The organism is Xanthomonas sp. 3498 (genome assembly GCF_014199795.1).
GTDB lineage: Bacteria > Pseudomonadota > Gammaproteobacteria > Xanthomonadales > Xanthomonadaceae > Xanthomonas_A > Xanthomonas_A rydalmerensis.
Genome location: NZ_JACHOH010000008.1, coordinates 75,230 through 91,271 on the forward strand (window position 1 = coordinate 75,230; position 16,042 = coordinate 91,271).

The 16,042-nt window shown below is 69.3% G+C and carries 16 protein-coding genes; 11 read left to right on the top strand and 5 right to left on the bottom strand.

What is annotated here, in order from left to right; genetic code table 11:
- Positions 1-180 precede the first annotated feature (180 nt).
- From GGR66_RS19160 to GGR66_RS19185, 6 genes are all read left to right on the top strand, one after another.
- Positions 181-759 (top strand): hypothetical protein, encoded by a 579-nt coding sequence (locus GGR66_RS19160; protein ID WP_160964500.1) that lies wholly within the window; start codon positions 181-183, stop codon positions 757-759.
- Positions 756-956, top strand: a complete 201-nt coding sequence (locus GGR66_RS19165; protein ID WP_160964498.1) for a helix-turn-helix transcriptional regulator — start codon at positions 756-758, stop codon at positions 954-956. The genes GGR66_RS19160 and GGR66_RS19165 overlap by 4 nt, the downstream gene beginning before the upstream one ends.
- A gap of 90 nt (positions 957-1,046) precedes the next feature.
- The gene (locus GGR66_RS19170; RefSeq protein WP_184449931.1) at positions 1,047-2,561 is read left to right on the top strand and encodes an alpha/beta fold hydrolase; all 1,515 of its coding nucleotides are present in this window, start codon (positions 1,047-1,049) and stop codon (positions 2,559-2,561) included.
- A gap of 31 nt (positions 2,562-2,592) precedes the next feature.
- A complete protein-coding gene (locus tag GGR66_RS19175) occupies positions 2,593-3,339 on the top strand; it encodes an ATP-binding cassette domain-containing protein (RefSeq protein WP_160964494.1) in 747 nt (248 codons plus the stop codon).
- Positions 3,336-4,517, top strand: coding sequence for an ABC transporter permease (locus GGR66_RS19180; RefSeq protein ID WP_184449934.1), 1,182 nt, complete (start codon positions 3,336-3,338; stop codon positions 4,515-4,517). Before GGR66_RS19175 ends, GGR66_RS19180 begins: the two co-directional genes overlap by 4 nt.
- 142 nt (positions 4,518-4,659) lie before the next feature.
- Entirely contained in the window at positions 4,660-5,598 is a 939-nt protein-coding gene (locus tag GGR66_RS19185; RefSeq protein WP_184449935.1) for a CPBP family intramembrane glutamic endopeptidase, read from the top strand.
- A 94-nt stretch (positions 5,599-5,692) separates the two neighbouring features.
- Here GGR66_RS19185 and GGR66_RS19190 read toward each other — a convergent pair whose 3' ends face one another.
- Both GGR66_RS19190 and GGR66_RS19195 read right to left on the bottom strand, forming a co-directional pair.
- Positions 5,693-6,697 carry an energy transducer TonB gene (locus GGR66_RS19190; protein WP_160964488.1) on the bottom strand — a complete coding sequence of 335 codons (1,005 nt, stop codon included), beginning with the start codon at positions 6,695-6,697 and terminating at the stop codon, positions 5,693-5,695.
- Between the two features lie 171 nt (positions 6,698-6,868).
- Positions 6,869-7,477 (bottom strand): TIGR00645 family protein, encoded by a 609-nt coding sequence (locus GGR66_RS19195; RefSeq protein ID WP_017908501.1) that lies wholly within the window; start codon positions 7,475-7,477, stop codon positions 6,869-6,871.
- A 113-nt stretch (positions 7,478-7,590) separates the two neighbouring features.
- Between GGR66_RS19195 and GGR66_RS19200 the strand changes: the two genes are divergently transcribed.
- From GGR66_RS19200 to GGR66_RS19215, 4 genes are all read left to right on the top strand, one after another.
- A complete protein-coding gene (locus GGR66_RS19200) occupies positions 7,591-8,280 on the top strand; it encodes a glutathione binding-like protein (protein ID WP_184449937.1) in 690 nt (229 codons plus the stop codon).
- Between the two features lie 70 nt (positions 8,281-8,350).
- A complete protein-coding gene (locus tag GGR66_RS19205; RefSeq protein ID WP_184449939.1) occupies positions 8,351-10,582 on the top strand; it encodes a S9 family peptidase in 2,232 nt (743 codons plus the stop codon).
- A gap of 46 nt (positions 10,583-10,628) precedes the next feature.
- The gene (locus tag GGR66_RS19210; RefSeq protein ID WP_184449941.1) at positions 10,629-11,210 is read left to right on the top strand and encodes a cytochrome c oxidase assembly factor Coa1 family protein; all 582 of its coding nucleotides are present in this window, start codon (positions 10,629-10,631) and stop codon (positions 11,208-11,210) included.
- A 248-nt stretch (positions 11,211-11,458) separates the two neighbouring features.
- The gene (locus tag GGR66_RS19215) at positions 11,459-13,264 is read left to right on the top strand and encodes a DUF885 domain-containing protein (protein WP_184449943.1); all 1,806 of its coding nucleotides are present in this window, start codon (positions 11,459-11,461) and stop codon (positions 13,262-13,264) included.
- 45 nt (positions 13,265-13,309) lie between these two features.
- On the opposite strand, the gene GGR66_RS19220 is transcribed toward GGR66_RS19215, so the two are convergent.
- From GGR66_RS19220 to GGR66_RS19230, 3 genes are all read right to left on the bottom strand, one after another.
- Positions 13,310-13,681 (bottom strand): hypothetical protein, encoded by a 372-nt coding sequence (locus GGR66_RS19220; RefSeq protein ID WP_184449945.1) that lies wholly within the window; start codon positions 13,679-13,681, stop codon positions 13,310-13,312.
- 283 nt (positions 13,682-13,964) lie between these two features.
- The gene (locus tag GGR66_RS19225; RefSeq protein WP_184449947.1) at positions 13,965-14,429 is read right to left on the bottom strand and encodes a hypothetical protein; all 465 of its coding nucleotides are present in this window, start codon (positions 14,427-14,429) and stop codon (positions 13,965-13,967) included.
- Between the two features lie 161 nt (positions 14,430-14,590).
- A complete protein-coding gene (locus GGR66_RS19230; protein WP_184449949.1) occupies positions 14,591-14,956 on the bottom strand; it encodes a hypothetical protein in 366 nt (121 codons plus the stop codon).
- Between the two features lie 636 nt (positions 14,957-15,592).
- Here GGR66_RS19230 and GGR66_RS19235 point away from each other — a divergent pair.
- On the top strand, positions 15,593-15,841 hold the full coding sequence (locus tag GGR66_RS19235) for a hypothetical protein (RefSeq protein WP_010340624.1): 249 nt from the start codon (positions 15,593-15,595) through the stop codon (positions 15,839-15,841).
- The last annotated feature ends 201 nt before the right edge of the window (positions 15,842-16,042 follow it).

Below are 16,042 nucleotides of genomic sequence, written 5' to 3' on the forward strand. Positions count from 1 at the left end.
CCGCATCCGGGCGTCGGCGGGTCCATTGATGCTTTCATCCCGTCTGTAAAGGACGCTTGACAGGCGTTCGCGCGGCGCGCATTCTCCTGTCAAGCGTGCTTGACAGGGGAAAGGTCAGCACGACAAGGGGCGCAGCCGGAACGGGCGCCGGACCGGGTGGACTGAGATTGGGGACAGGGCATGGGCAACTGCAGGCGCAACGCGATCGTGGTGCTGTGCGCGAGTCTGGCGCTGTTGGCGGCGGGGGCCTGGTTGCCGTTCGGCGGCAGCGCCTATCTGCGTGGGGTGTGCATGGGCGTCGGCATCGGCGGCCTGTTCATGGCGGTGTTGCTGTGGTGGTCGCGGGGCAGCCTGTACGACAGCGCGCCGCGGGCGCTGGCGCGGCGCTACTACCGCGAGTTCTTTCCGCCGATGGGGGCCTATGTGGTGGTGATGCTGTTCTGGAAGCGTCTGCTCGACAGCGTCGACGTGCTCTGGCTGCGCGTGGTGGTCGCGCTGCTGCCGGCATTGATGCTGGCGCTGGTGATCCGCGCGGTGGCGCGCTTCGTGCGCGATTCCGACGAACTGCAGCGGCGCATCGAGCTGGAGTCCATCGCCATCGCCGCCGGACTGACCTGTGGCGTCTACATGGCGGCCGGGTTCCTGCAGGCGGCGCAGGTCATCGCACTGTCGGCCTCGTCGGCAATGTTGTGGGTGTTCCCCGCACTGTGCATGACCTATGGGGTGGTCAAGGTCGCGAACGCGCGCCGCTACCAATGAACAGCCGCATCCGCGAACTGCGCGAGGCGCAAGGCTGGTCGCAGGGCGAACTGGGCGAGCGGCTGGGCGTGTCGCGACAGACCATCAATGCGCTGGAGACCGGCAAGTACGATCCGAGCCTGCCGCTGGCGTTCCGTATCGCGCGGTTGTTCGCGCACAGCATCGAGCAGGTGTTCCTGTTCGATGAGGCCGAGTAACCGCGTACTCCGTTCCATGCCCCACCGGGCACCGACGACGCCATGTTCCGGCATGGCATTCTGCAAGCCATGACCTCAAGGATGCGAACCATGCGACACCCTTCCCGGCCGTTCGCCATTGCGGCGGCCACCCTGTTGCTCGCCGCCTGCCAGGCGGCCCAGGCGCCGGCGCCGCAGACGTCCGAACGCAGCTACGGCGCGCTGCGCTTCCACCCGTGCACGCTGACCAATCCGGTGGCTTCCAACAACGTGCCGGCGCAGTGCACGCGCATGGCGGTGGCCGAGAATCCGGCGGCGCCGAACGGCCGCAAGATCGAGCTCAACATCGCCTGGCTGCCGATCACCGGGGAAGGCGGCAGCGACCCGGACCCGGTGTTCTTCCTGGCCGGCGGTCCCGGCCAGGCCGCCACCCAGGTCGCCAGCATCGTCGACATGGCGCTGCGCGAGACACGCAAGCGCCGCGACGTGTTCCTGATCGACCAGCGCGGCACCGGCCAGTCCAACCCGCTGAGCTGCCTGGGCCCGGACGGGAAGGAACTACCGCTGGCCGATCCGGTGCGCGCGCCCACCGCCGCCGAACTGGTCGACTACGCGCGGCGCTGCGCGCAGTCGCTGCAGGGCCGCGCCGACCCGCGCTACTACACCACCACCCAGGCGATCGGCGATCTGGACGCGGTGCGTGCCGCGCTGGGCGTGGACAAGATCAACCTGATCGGCGGCTCCTACGGCACCCGCGTCGCCCAGCAGTACGCGCGTCGCTATGCACCGCACGTGCGCAGCGTGGTCATCGATGGCGTGGCGCCGAACGACCTGGTGGTCGGCGGCGAGTTCGCCAACACCTTCGAGGATGCGATCGCCCTGCAGGCCGAGCAATGCAAGGCCGACGTGGCCTGCGCCAAGCGCTTCCCCACCGATACCCGCGCGCAGCTGCGGGCCGTGGTGGAGCGCCTGCGGCAGGCGCCGGTGGAGGTGGACTACCGCGATCCGGCCAGCGGCCAGAGCCGCCACGATCGCGTCACCGCCGACACCGTCACCAGCCTGGCGTTCTCGTTCTCCTACGCGCCGCAGACCGCGTCGCTGTTGCCGCTGGTGCTGGACGAGGCCGCCAACGGGCGTTACGGGCCGTTGATGTCGCTGGCAAAGATGATGGGCGGGCAGCTGGACGGGCAGATGAACCGCGGCATGCAATGGTCGGTGATCTGCGCCGAGGACGCCGACCGCTATCGCGCGCCGCAGACGCACGACACGCTGCTCGGCCCGGAGGTGGCGCAGATGTTCTTCGCCGCCTGCCCGGCCTGGCCGACCGGCACCCGCCCGGCCGACTTCACCGCGCCGTTCACCTCCAATCTGCCGGTGCTGCTGACCTCCGGCCAGCTGGATCCGGTGACGCCGCCGCGCTACGCCGAGCGCGTGCTGAAGGGCCTGCCCAACGGCCGCCACCTGGTGGTGCGCGGTCAGGGCCACGGCACCATGACCCTGGGCTGCATGCCCAAGCTGCTCGGCCAGTTCTTCGAGACCGCCGACGCCAAGCGCCTCGATGCCACCTGCCTGGACGCGATGAGCGGCGTGCCGGCCTTCACTTCATTCAACGGATGGGAACCATGAGCTGCGCATCGTTCGACAGGGAGGGGCGCGCATGATCGTCGCCGACAATCTGCACAAGGCATTCAAGACCCGCGCCGGTACCGTGCAGGCGGTGCAGGGGGTCAGCTTCCAGGCCGCCGACGGCCAGATCACCGGCCTGCTCGGTCCCAACGGCGCCGGCAAGACCACCACCTTGCGCATGCTGTACACGTTGATGGCGCCGGACCAGGGCCAGGTGCGCGTGGACGGCGTCGACGTGGGCCAGGATCCGATGGCGGTGCGGCGCGCGCTGGGCGTGCTGCCGGATGCGCGCGGCGTGTACAAACGACTGACCGCGCGCGAGAACATCGCCTACTTCGGCGAGCTGCACGGGCTGTCGTCGGCACGCATCGCCGAGCGCACCCGGCTGCTGTCCAAGGCGCTGGACATGGACGACATCCTCGACCGCCAGACCGAAGGCTTCAGCCAGGGCCAGCGCACCAAGACCGCGATCGCCCGCGCGCTGGTCCACGACCCGCGCAACGTGATCCTGGACGAGCCCACCAACGGCCTGGACGTGATGACCACGCGCGCGCTGCGCGGCTTCCTGCGCGAGCTGCGCGAGGAAGGACGCTGCGTGATCTTCTCCAGCCACATCATGCAGGAGGTGGCGGCGTTGTGCGATCGCATCGTCATCATCGCCAAGGGCACGGTGGTGGCCGCCGGCACCGCCGACGAACTGCGCGCCCTTACCGGCGAACCCAATCTGGAAGACGCCTTCGTCAAGGCGATCGGCAGCGACGAGGGACTGCACGCATGAGCCTGCTCCGTACTGTATTCACCGTGATGCGCAAGGAATTGCGCGACCTCTCGCGCGATCGCCGCACCCTGGCGCTGGCCTTGCTGCTGGGCCCGCTGCTGTACCCGGCATTGATCCTGGGCATGGGCGCGCTGGCCGAGAGCCGCGTGCGCACCCAGATCGACAAGCCGCTGGACATTCCGGTGATCGGCCGCGAACGCGCGCCGAACCTGGTCGCCTTCCTCGCCGCGCAGGGCCTGAACGCGGTCGCGCCGCCGAAGGACCTGACCGGGGCGATCCGCAGCCAGGACGTGGATCTTGCGCTGAAGATCGACGAGGACTACGCCAGCGCCTGGCACGAAGGGCGCCCGGCGCTGGTGGAGATCATCAAGGACAGCACCCGCCGTGACGCCGACATCCCGACCCAGCGGGTGCAGGCCGCGTTGAGCATGTACGGCCAGCAGGTCGGTGCCTTGCGCCTGCTGGCGCGCGGCATCGATTCGCAGGTGTCGCGACCGCTCGACGTGGCGTTGCAGGACCTGGCCACGCCCGAGGCCAAGCGCGGCGCATTGCTGGCGATGCTGCTGCCGGTGTTGCTGACCATCACCTCGTTCATCGGCGGTGCCTACCTGATCCTCGACGCCACCGCCGGCGAACGCGAGCGGCAATCGCTGGAGCCGCTGTTGGCCACGCCGGCCTCGCGCAGCGCCATCGTCAGCGGCAAGATCGCCGCGGCGTGCGTGGTCGGCCTGGTGTCGCTGCTGCTGACCCTGCTCGCGTTCAAGCTCAGCGCGCAGGTGGCCAGCGGCATCGGCCGCCAGCTCAACGTCAGTTTCGTGGCGATGCTGCAGATGCTGTTCGTGCTGCTGCCGATGCTGTTCATCGGCACCTCGCTGCTGACCTATCTGGCAGCCTCGGCCAAGAGCATGAAGGAGGCGCAGAGCCACATGACCTGGCTGATGCTGCTGCCGATGCTGCCCGGCTATGCGTTGATGGTGTATCCGCTGAAGACCACGCTGTGGCAGTTCGCGGTGCCGTTCCTGGCGCAGAACCAGATGCTGATGAAGATCATCCGCCGCGAAACGATCGATCCGCAGATCTGGGCGGTGTACCTGCTCACCGGCTTCGGCCTGGCCGCGGTGCTGTGGCTGGCGGCGGTGCGCCGCTACCGGCAGGAGCAGTTGGCGATCTCCAGCTGAGCAGGAGGCGGCGCGCGGGCTGGTCCGCGCGCTGCATGCCCGTCGTCGCGACGCCGCGCCGGGAATGCGATCGTGATGCACACTGCCTGCACGCGCGGCGGATGCGTCCGCCTTTTCGACGTCCCTCCGCAGCGAGTCTTGCATGTCTCCCGATCCACGCGTTGACACCGGAGTGACCGCGACCGCGGGCACGCGCCTGCTGGTACTGGGCCAGGCGCGCATCCTGCAGCCGGGGAGGGTGCGCTGGTTGCGGGCGGTGGCCTGGGCAATCGCGTTGCTCGCGCTGATGGTGGTCGTGGCAACGGCGGTGCCGCTGCTGTGCGCCAGGCTGCTTCCGCCGGGTGCAGAGCGCATCGCGCCATATGCCACGGCATTGACGGCGGCCATCCTCTACGCAGTGGCGGTCCGCCTGGGCGAGCGCCGCTGGCCGGCAGAACTCGCCTGGCGCGCGGCGCCGTCGCAGTTGGCCCTTGGCCTGTTGCTGGGCGCGGCGATGTTCGCGGCGGTGATGGCGCTCATGGCGGCCTTCGGCGTGTACGCGATCCGCTGGAGCGGGCCGGCGCCGGCGTGGGGCGCGCTCGGCAAGGCGCTGCAGGCCGGCGTGGTGGAGGAGCTGATGCTGCGCGCGATCCTGCTGCGGCTGCTGTGGCGCGCGTTCGGGCCATGGCTGGCGTTCGCACTGTCGGCGGCGCTGTTCGGCCTGGCCCATCTCGGCAATCCGAACGCGAGCGTGTTCGCCGCGCTCTGCATCGCGGCGGAGGCGGGCATCATGCTGGGCGCCTTCTACGTGCTCACCGGCCGGCTCTGGGTCTCCATCGGCGTGCATGCGGCCTGGAACTTCACCCAGGGCTATCTGTTCGGCGCGGCGGTGTCGGGGACCGACATGGGGCCGGCGATCGCGCGCAGCACGGCGCAGGCCGGGGTGCCGGACTGGCTGAGTGGGGGCGCGTTCGGACCGGAGGCCTCGCTGCCGGGCCTGCTGGTATGCACGGTGGTGGGCGCGATCGCGACCTGGGTGGCCTGGCGCAAGGGGCGCTTCGGCACGTCGGCTCGCAATGCGGGCATGACACCGACGTCCTGATCGTTCCGATCGACGTGTTGCGGTCGGCGCCAGGTTGCGCCGAGGCGTTCGCTGCGCGCCCGGCCACTGCCGGGCACGCGTGGTGTTGCGAGGCTCAGCCGCCGGGATTGAACGCCAGCGTGCGGCGGGTGGTCACCGGCGCGCCGACCGGTTCGAAGCGCCAGCGCTTGGTGGCGTTCAGCGCCTCGCGGTCGAACACCCGCGGCGGCGTGGAGCGCAGCACGCGGGCATTGGTGACCGCGCCGTCGGTACCCACGGTGATCTCCACCAGCACTTCGCCGGCCGTGCCCGAGCGCAGCGCTTCGGGCGGGTAGCGCGGGGCCGGGGTGCTGATCGGACGCAGGGTCTGTGCCGTGGCCGCCGGTGCGGCCGCGGGCGCGGCAGCCGGTGCCGGCGTCGGTTGCGCGGTGGCGGCGGGCGTGGCGGGACGCGCAGCGGCCTGGCGTTCGGCTTCCTGGCGTGCGCTCTCGCGGCGCGCGGCTTCCTGCTGTGCGGCGATCTGCTGCGCCGCCTGCGCCTCGCTGGCCTGCTGCTGCGCCTGCTTCTGTTGCTCGGCCGCCAGCTTGGCCTTCTGCTCGGCGTCTTTCTTGGCCTTGTCGGTCTCGTCCTGGCCGCGCTGGGCCACGGCCTCCATGCCCTTGCTCACGCCCTGCTTGAGCCGCGGCAGGGCCGGCGCCTGCGGGTCCATCTTCTCGATCAGGCCGATCAGGCGCTGCGCTTCCGGGAAATCCTCGCGGTTGATGCTCTGCTCGGCGGCGATCAGCGTGTACGGCATCAGGTCGGTCAGCGCGCTCTTGACCCCGGCGTCGTCCGGCTGCTTGTCGCGCAGCGCCAGGTAGTACTCGACCGCGTTGTTGCCGGCCGGCGCGTACATGCGGTTCTCGCGCAGCGCCTGGCTGGCCGAGTCGTGCAACTGTTCGGTGCCCATCGACTGCACCTTGGCCGAGACCGCTGGCGTTGCCGGTGCATTGGCCGCGGTAGTGGCCGGTGCGGCGCTGGGTGGCGCGGCCTCCTCCTGCTTGGAGCAGGCCGCCAGCGCGGCCAGCAACAGGACGGGCGCGACACGGCGCGCCTTGGCGAGTGTGGTGAGTTGCGACATGCGTCCCCCTGAATCCCCGGTGTTGGCAATCAACGATGCGACGGCGGTGCGTTCGCGGTGCTGCGGCCCCCATGCCGCCAGCGCACCCCATCGGTCAATCTAGCATCCGCGGCCGCCGTGTGCGTGGCAGCCGCTGCCATGCGGCAAAAAGCGTGACGCTGCGCGCGTCGGTCAGTGTGCCGGCCGCGCCGGCGCGGACGCGGACATGATCCGGTCGGTCCAGGCGATGCCGATCGCCGACAGGATGAAGATGCCATGGATGATGGTCTGCCACAGCACGCCGGTGGCGGTCAGCGTCGCGCAGCTCTTCAGGTCCACCGTGCCCACGGCGCTGGCCAGTTGCTCCGGCGAGCACATCGGCATGCCGCCGAGCGCGCCGACCGCGATGAAGGTCTTGAGCAGGTGGATCGAGGAGATGCCGATGATCGACAGCGCCAGCTTGACCTTGAGCACGCTGGCGTTGACGTGGCTCAGCCACTCCGGCTGGTCCGGATGGCCTTCCAGGCCCAGCCGCGACACGAAGGTCTCGTAGCCGCCGACGATCACCATCACCAGCAGGTTGGAGATCATCACCACGTCGATCAGGCCGAGCACGATCAGCATGATCTGCTGTTCGCCCAGGCTCGGCGCCTCGTGGATCAGGTGCCACAACTCCTTGCCGAACAGGAACACGTAGACGCCCTGGGCCACGATCAGTCCCAGGTACAGCGGCAACTGCAGCCAGCGCGAGGCGAAGATCAGGTTGGACAGGGGATGCAGGCGGGGCCGCTCGGGAGTCATGGCGTGGTCTGGAATGCTGCGTTGCGGGAGCGGCCAGGGTACCCGGCGGGCGGTGACACTGCCAAGCCGGGGGGCGCCGCTACACTCGAAGGTCCCTGTCCCGGAGCGCCGCCATGATCGATTTCTACTACTGGCCCACCCCCAATGGCCACAAGGTCACCCTGTTTCTCGAGGAGGCCGGGCTGGACTACACGCTCAAGCCGGTCAACATCGGCGCAGGCGAGCAGTTCGCGCCCGCATTCCTGGCGATCTCGCCGAACAACAAGATGCCGGCCATCGTCGACCATGCCCCGGCCGACGGTGGCGCGCCGCAGAGCGTGTTCGAGTCCGGCGCCATCCTGCTGTACCTGGCCGAGAAGACCGGCCGCTTCCTGCCGGCCGATCCGCGCGGGCGCGTGGTCGCGCTGGAGTGGCTGTTCTGGCAGATGGCCGGCCTCGGCCCGATGACCGGGCAGATGGGCCACTTCAACGTCTATGCGCCGGAGAAGATCGGCTATGCGATCGAGCGCTACGGCAACGAGGTGCGGCGCCTGCACGGCGTGCTGGACAAGCGTTTGGCGCACAGCGCCTACCTGGCCGGCGACGACTACGGCATTGCCGACATGGCCAGCTACCCGTGGATCGAGGTGTACCCCGGCCTGACCCCCGACTACGCCGCCTTCCCGCACCTCAAGCGCTGGCACGACGCCATCGCCGCACGCCCGGCTACCCAGCGCGCCTACGCATTGAAGGAGCAGGTGAACCCGAACGCCGGCAAGCCGCTCAGCGACGCCGAGCGCAAGCACCTGTTCGGGCAGCGCTGAGCCGGCGCGCTTCTCAAATCCCGGGCGCACGCGCATCATCCGTGCGCTCGGTGCTCCATCAGGAACCTTCATGCGCTCTCTGTTCGCCGCTCTCGCCCTCATGCTCGCCACGCCCATCGTTCCCGCCCACGCCGAGAAACTGACCCTGGAGGCCATCACCGGCAGCAAGCCGCTGTCCGGGCCGACCCTGATGAAGCCCAAGGTGGCGCCGGACGGCTCGCGGGTGACCTTCCTGCGCGGCAAGGACAGCGACCGCAACCAATTGGATCTGTGGGAATACGACATCGCCAGCGGGCAGACCCGCATGCTGGTGGATTCCAAGCTGGTGCTGCCCGGTACCGAGACCCTGAGCGACGAGGAGAAGGCGCGCCGCGAGCGCCAGCGCATCGCCGCCTACACCGGCATCGTCGAATACCAGTGGGCGCCGGACGCGCAGGCGTTGCTGTTCCCGCTCGGCGGCGAGTTGTACCTGTACGACCTGCGCAAGACCGGCAGCGCCGCGGTGCGCAAGCTGACCCACGGCGAAGGCTTCGTCACCGATCCGAAGATCTCGCCCAAGGGCGGCTACGTCAGCTTCGTGCGCGGGCGCAACCTGTGGGTGATCGACCTGGCCAGCGGCCAGCAGCACCAGCTCACCCGCGACGGCAGCGAGACCATCGGCAACGGTGTGGCCGAGTTCGTCGCCGACGAGGAAATGGACCGCCACACCGGCTACTGGTGGGCACCGGACGATTCGGCGATCGCCTTCGCGCGCATCGACGAAACCGAGGTGCCGGTGCAGAAGCGCCCGGAGGTCTATGCCGACCATACCGAGGTGGTGGAGCAGCGCTATCCGCAGGCCGGCCAGCCCAACGTGAAGGTCCAGCTCGGCACGATCGCACCGCGCGCCGGCGCGCAGCCGCAGTGGATCGACCTGGGCAAGAACCCGGACATCTACCTGGCGCGGGTGGACTGGCGCGATCCGCAGCGGCTGACCTTCCAGCGCCAGTCGCGCGATCAGAAGCGCCTGGAGCTGATCGAGGCGACCCTGGCCAACGGCAAGCAGCGCGTGCTGATCACCGAGACCAGCCCGACCTGGGTGCCGCTCACCTACGACCTGCACTTCCTCAAGGACGGGCGTTTCGTCTGGGGCTCGGAGCGCAGCGGCTACGAACATCTGTACCTGGCCTCGGAAGACGGCCGCACGCTGCACCCGCTGACCCAGGGCGAGTGGGTGGTGGACGAGTTGCTGGCGGTGGACGAGGCCGCCGGCAAGGTCTATTTCTCCGCGACCAAGGAGTCGCCGACCCAGACCCAGCTCTACGCGGTGCCGCTGGCCGGCGGCGCCATCGAAAAGCTGTCCAAGCCCAATGGCACGCATGCCGCCAGCTTCGCCAAGAACGCCAGCGTCTATGTCGACAGCTGGTCCAACACCACCACGCCGCCGCAGATCGAGCTGTTCCGCTCCAATGGCGAAAAGATCGCCACCCTGCTGGTCAACGACCTGGCCGATCCGCAGCATCCCTATGCGGCCTACCGTGAGGCGCAGCGTCCGGTCGAGTTCGGCACCATGACCGCCGCCGACGGCAAGACCCAGCTGCACTATCGGCTGATGAAGCCGGACGGGTTCGATTCGGGCAAGCGCTATCCGGTGGTGGTCTACGTGTACGGCGGCCCGGCCGCGCAGACCGTGGTCGACGGCTGGCCCGGTCGCGGCGATGCGCTGTTCGACCAGTACCTGGCCCAGCACGGCTATGTGGTGTTCTCGCTGGACAACCGCGGTACGCCGCGCCGCGGCCGCGATTTCGGCGGCGCGCTGTACCAGCACCAGGGCACCGTGGAAGTGGACGACCAGTTGCGCGGCGTGGCCTGGTTGAAGGCGCAGCCGTGGGTGGATGCGGCGCGCATCGGCGTGTACGGCTGGTCCAACGGCGGCTACATGACCCTGATGCTGCTGGCCAAGCACAGCGAGGCCTATGCCTGCGGCGCCGCCGGCGCGCCGGTCACCGACTGGGGCCTGTACGACAGCCACTACACCGAGCGCTACATGAACCTGCCCAAGGCCAATCCCGACGGCTACCGCGACAGCCGCGTGGCCGCGCACCTGGACGGGCTGACCTCGCAACTGCTGTTGCTGCACGGCATGGCCGACGACAACGTGCTGTTCACCAATTCCACCTCGCTGATGAGCGAATTGCAGAAGCGCGGCAAGCTGTTCGAGCTGATGACCTATCCGGGCGCCAAGCACGGCCTGTCCGGCAGCAACGCACTGCATCGCTATCGCACCACCGAAGCCTTCCTGGCGCGCTGCCTCAAGCCCTGAGCGCGCCGTTTCGTATCTTCGATTTCGCACGACAAGGAATGACGTCATGTCGAGTCCGCCGCCGCTGCCCGGCACGCCCGGTCCCACCTCCACCACGGCGCTGCCACCGGTCAAGCGCGGCTGGTGGGCGCGCCACTGGAAGTGGGCGGTGCCGCTGATCGTGCTGGTGCTCGGCGCCCTGCTGCTCGCGTCGATCGCGGTGTTCGTGCTCGGCATCGCGCGCGTCACCAAGTCGTCCGAGCCGTACCGGGTCGGCGTGATGGCCGCACAACACGATCCGCGCGTGGCGGCCGCGCTGGGCGCGCCGATCAAGGACGGCATCATGCCCAGCGGCAGCTTCAACAGCAGCGGCGGTGGAAGTGGCAATGCCGAGCTGAGCGTGTCGCTGCACGGCAGCCGCGCCAACGGCACCCTCTACATCGAAGCCGAGCGTCATGCGGGCGAGTGGCACTACACCACCTTGCAGGTACTGCCGGATGCGGGCGAGGCGATCCCGCTGCTCGATGCGCTCGGGCAGGGCGACGAGGCCGACGACGAGGAGGCGGATGGCATGACGGTCGAGGCGCCGCCGGTGCCCGCAACGAACGCAGACCACGCCACGTCGGCCGAGGACGCCGCAACCAAGTAAGCGGCGGCGAACGTTCTCTGCCGTCTTTGTCGTTGCGAGGTGCATGGCGCCATGGGCGTGGGACCGTTGTATCGCCCGTGTCCGCAGTGATGCACTCCGAATTGCCATCACTGCACGCGCGCTGCGCCGGCTGCAATGCAGGACCGCCCATATGCTGCACCGCCGCGTGGTGGCGGCCATGACCTCCGGCAGATGGCCGATCGGCCTGCGCCGCGTACCGTCCTGACATCATCTGTCGGAGCTGCGCCATGAAGCCACGTGTCCTTGCCATCGCCCTGACCCTGGCGCTGGCGGCGCCTTTGCCGTTCCAGGCGCTGGCGGCTCCGGCCGCACTGCCCGTTGCAGCGGCGAAGCGTGCGCCGGCCTGGGTGGAGCGCAGCAATGCGTTTGCGCAGATCCTGCTGCAGGCGCAGGCGCCGTTTCAGGCCGAGGAAGTGAGCTTCTTCGGCGTGCCCGGATTCGACGACCAGGTCTCCGATTTCGGTCCCGACAACGCGCGGCGTTTCCGCGAGGCCACCGCTGCCGCGCGCCGCACGCTGCAGGAAAAGCTGCAGGTGGAGCGCGATCCGAATGTGCGCCAGGATCTGACAATCCTGATCCACGCCGCCGATCAGTCCATCGAGGGCAGCACGCTCAACGAGCGCTTGCTGCTGCCCTGGGCGGATGCGCCGCAGCACGTGTTCGGCGGCATCAACAATCTTTTGTCCGAGCAGGTGCCGGCGGCGCGGCGCGCCAAGGCACTAGTGCGGCTGCAGCGCTACGTCGGCCTGGCGCCGGGCAGCACCTCCAGCCTGCTGCTGGCGCGGCAACGCTACGAAGAAAAGCGCGCTGACGGCAGCCTGCTGCAGCCGACCAAGCGCGAGGTCGAACAGGCCTTGAGCAACGTCGAGACCTACGCCAAGGGCATCCGCACGCTGTTTGCCGAGTACAAGATCGCCGGCGCAGACGCGGCGCTGGCGGCGATGGACCAGCAGTTCCAGGACTACGCCACCTGGACGCGCACGGTGGTGCTGCCGCAGGCGCGCGAGGATGCGCGCCTGCCGCCTGAGCTGTATGCGTTCCAGCTCAAGCAGGTGGGCATCGACATCGCACCGCAGGTGCTGATGCAGCGCGCGCAGCTGGAGTTCATGGAAACCCGCGCGACGATGCAGCAGCTGGCGCCGCTGGTGGCCGCCGCCAAAGGCCTGCGCGGCGACGATGCCCGCGACTACCGCACAGTGCTGCGCGCGCTCAAGCGCGACACCATCCCCGACGACAAGCTCGAGGCGCACTACCGCAGCGTCATCGACCGCATCGATCCGATCATCCGCCAGCAGCGCATCGTCGACGTGCCGCAGCGGCCGATGCAGATGCGCCTGGGTTCGCCGGCCGAGAGCGCCGCGCAACCGGCGCCGCATTTCCGCCCGGCACCGCTGGTCGGCAACACCGGCGAGCAGGGCACCTTCGTGCTGCCGCTGGGCAATCCGGACAGCGCCGGCAAGGGCGAGCACTACGACGACTTCAACTTCGGTGCGGCGGCGTGGACGCTGAGCGCGCACGAGGGCCGGCCCGGCCACGAACTGCAGTTCACCGCCATGGTCGAGCGCGGCGTGTCGCTGGCGCGCAGCCTGTTCGCGTTCAACTCGGTCAACGTGGAAGGCTGGGCGCTGTACGCCGAGGCCGAGATGGTGCCGTACGAACCGCTGGACGGGCAGTTGGTCGCCCTGCAGTTCCGCCTGCTGCGCGCGGCGCGGGCCATGCTCGACCCGATGCTCAACCTCGGCCTGATCGACCGCGAGCGTGCGCGCCTGGTGCTGGAGAACGAGGTCGGCCTGTCGCCGGCGATGGCGCGGCAGGAACTGGACCGCTACATGGTGCGCGCGCCTGGCCAGGCCGGCAGCTACTTCTACGGCTACAGCCGCATCCTGGAACTGCGCATGCGCACCGAACTGGCGCTGGGCGCCAAGTTCGACCGGCTGAAGTTCAACAACTTCCTGCTGGACCAGGGGCTGCTGCCGCCGGACCAGCTGGCCGCGGCGGTGGACGAGGAGTTCGTGCCGTCACAGCGCAAGTGAGGGCCATCGTGCCGCTGCGGGGACGCGCAGCGGCACCGAAAGGAGTCAGTGCGAGTAAGGAACGCGCTCGGGCCGTTGCCGCCCCGTCCAGTCGCTGGCCTTGCCGCCGCCGACCGGGCAAATACGCACGTACTGGTAGACCGCATCTACCGCTTTCTGCGTCCACGGTTTGAAGCATACGTTTCCGACGCAGCAAGGGCCGGTCGACGTCGGCCAAGGACAGTAGCCAGGTACCGCGACCCATACGCCGGCTTGAGGAGTCACCGGCATCCAGTTCTTGTCTTTGCCCTTGCAGCCTTGCGTGCACAAGACGAAGGGGTCGTTGTCGCGACAGGCAAGGTCCTCATAGACCTGCTGCGCCCCAGCGACGCCCTGAAATCCCAGGAACGCAACCAGAATCCATATCCATTGCTTCATCGCACTTCCCTCTGTCGAAAGCGGTCCATCCCAGACGTTCGGACCAAACGTGTCATTGCGGGGCGGGCGATAACCCGAACCCGGCCCCGCGAACGGGTCGTGCCGATTCTGCCCGCAAATAGCTTAGCAAGGGTTTCATCGCGCGAGGGGATGCCGGGCGCCATGGCCCCCAACCCGGTCCATCGGGGCTGGATGCGGAAGATGTGTTCTTGGAAGCCGGGGGTGCGCCAGCGGCGGGCGCCGGCCGGACAGGGCAGCAGGCCGCTGCCCGACCTGACCGGATTCAGTGAACGGGCGGCGGTACAGGCTGCGGGGCAGCCGGCGCCGGCGCCGGTGTTCCCGGCGGCACCCAGATCGCCATGCCGGCGGCGCGCTTCTGCGTGGTGGGGATGCCGATGCCCAGGCCGCCGCCGACGTGGCCGCCGTAGCTGCCCGCGCCGACCGACAGGCCGCCGCCGGAGCGTTGCGAACCCACGCCCATCAGTACCACGCCATTGGCGCCGAGCTTGGCCGCGTCGCGCTTGAGCCGGGTCACCGCCGCGTCGGTCTGGCCCTGGGTGCCGAAGCCGGCCGCGCTGGAGGATTCGAGCTGGGCGATATCCACCGCGCCCGGCGGCGGCGCGGAGTAGATCTGCACCAGTGCCGGGTCGATCGGCGGGCGCGCCGCACCGACCATCACCTTGGAGGAACTGGCGCAGCCGGCCACGGCCAGCAGCAGCGCCAGCGGCAACAACGGTCGGATGTTCATGGCCTTACCCCCGTGTTCGGATCTCACGCGATCATAGGCGGGCCGGGTGAATCGCGCCGAACCCGGCGCCGCCACCCTGGCAGGGCCGCCGTGATCCCCGTGCCAAGAGTCGGGGAGGCCGGGAGGGCAGCACGCCGCCGCGTTGTGCAGCGGCAGGCTCGTCAGTGCTCGTAGGGCACGCTTTCCGGACGCCGGCTCGGGTCTGTCCACTCGCCTTGCTTGACGGCGGCAGGGCAGATGTCTTCGTACTGCTTCACGGCCACGATCGCGGTGGGCGTCCACGCGCCGCAGTGCGAGCCGTGCTTGCAGCAGCGGACCGGGCTGGGCCGCAAGCAGTATCCGGGGTCTGCCTGCCAGGAGCCGCTGATCGGGTCGACCGGGCTCCAGTTCTTGTCCACGCCCTTGCAGCCTTGGGTGCAGAACACGAAGGGGTCGTTATCGCGGCACACGAGCTTCTTGTAGACGGGTGCGGCGATGGCGGGGAACGACAGTAGGCAGATCGCGAAAATCCATATCCAGCGCTTCATGGGCTGCTCCGAGATGAAGACGGTCCAGGGTTTCCGTCCCGCATTAAGACGATCCAGTGCGCGCCTCCCCTACCGGGTTGCCTAGGTGCTCGGTGTTCGCCATGACCGTGGGTCGGCCGCCATCCGTTGGTCGGATGACAGCGCAGTCCTGTTGCAGCACCTGATACAGGTACGCCGGTCGCCGTAGTTGGTCCTGTCGATGCGCGGCGCGTCTTGGCGTGTCTTCAACACTTCTGGGGCCGCTGTCGCCCCCCGGCTCCCGGCGACGTCCAGATCGCCACGCCCGCTGCGCATCCGCGTGATGGGGCACCAGTGCTCAGGCCGGCGCCGACGTGGCCGCCAGCGCTGCCCGCGCCGACCGACAGGCTGCTGCCGCAGCGCTCCGCGTCTACACCCTTCAGGTCCACGCCATTGGTGCCGAGCTTGGCCGCTTCGCGCTTGCGCCGCGCAACCGGGCTTCGGTTCGGTACCGCGTGTGCCGAAATCGGCCGCGTTGGCGTCATCCAGTTGGGCCATCGACCGCCTCCGGCGCCGGCCCCGAATAGACCTGCGCCAGCGCCGCACCGGCCGGCGGTCGCGCCGCGCCAGGCTGCGCAGTGCGCTATGGTGCGGGCTGACATTCGCATGGAGGCCGGCATGGGCCTGATCAGTCTGCTGTGGGGCATCGTGGCGTTGCTGTGGATGATCCTCGCCTTCATCCCGCTGCTCGGCTGGGGCAACTGGTTCCTGATCCCGTTCGCCGCGGTCGGCGCGCTGATCGCCGCGATCGGGTTGCTGTTCACCGCGGCACCCAACCGTGGCCGCGCCAAGACCGGCCTGATGCTCAATGCGCTGGTGATCGTGGTCGGGGTGATCCGGCTGAGCCTGGGAGGCGGGGTGATCTGACGCGCGTGCCGGGCGACCGGCATGCTGTGTTGCAACATCCCGCGCGGCGTGCCGCGCCGGCGGGAGTAACATGCCCAGCCGACGGCGCCCGTGCGCGGGCCGCCTTGCGTTCACGCCGGTGCCGGCGGCGCGGCCCGGGTGCCTGGTGGCCTCGGACCGTGCGACTGGCGCGGCCTCCCAGAATCCGCCCACCCAGGAGCC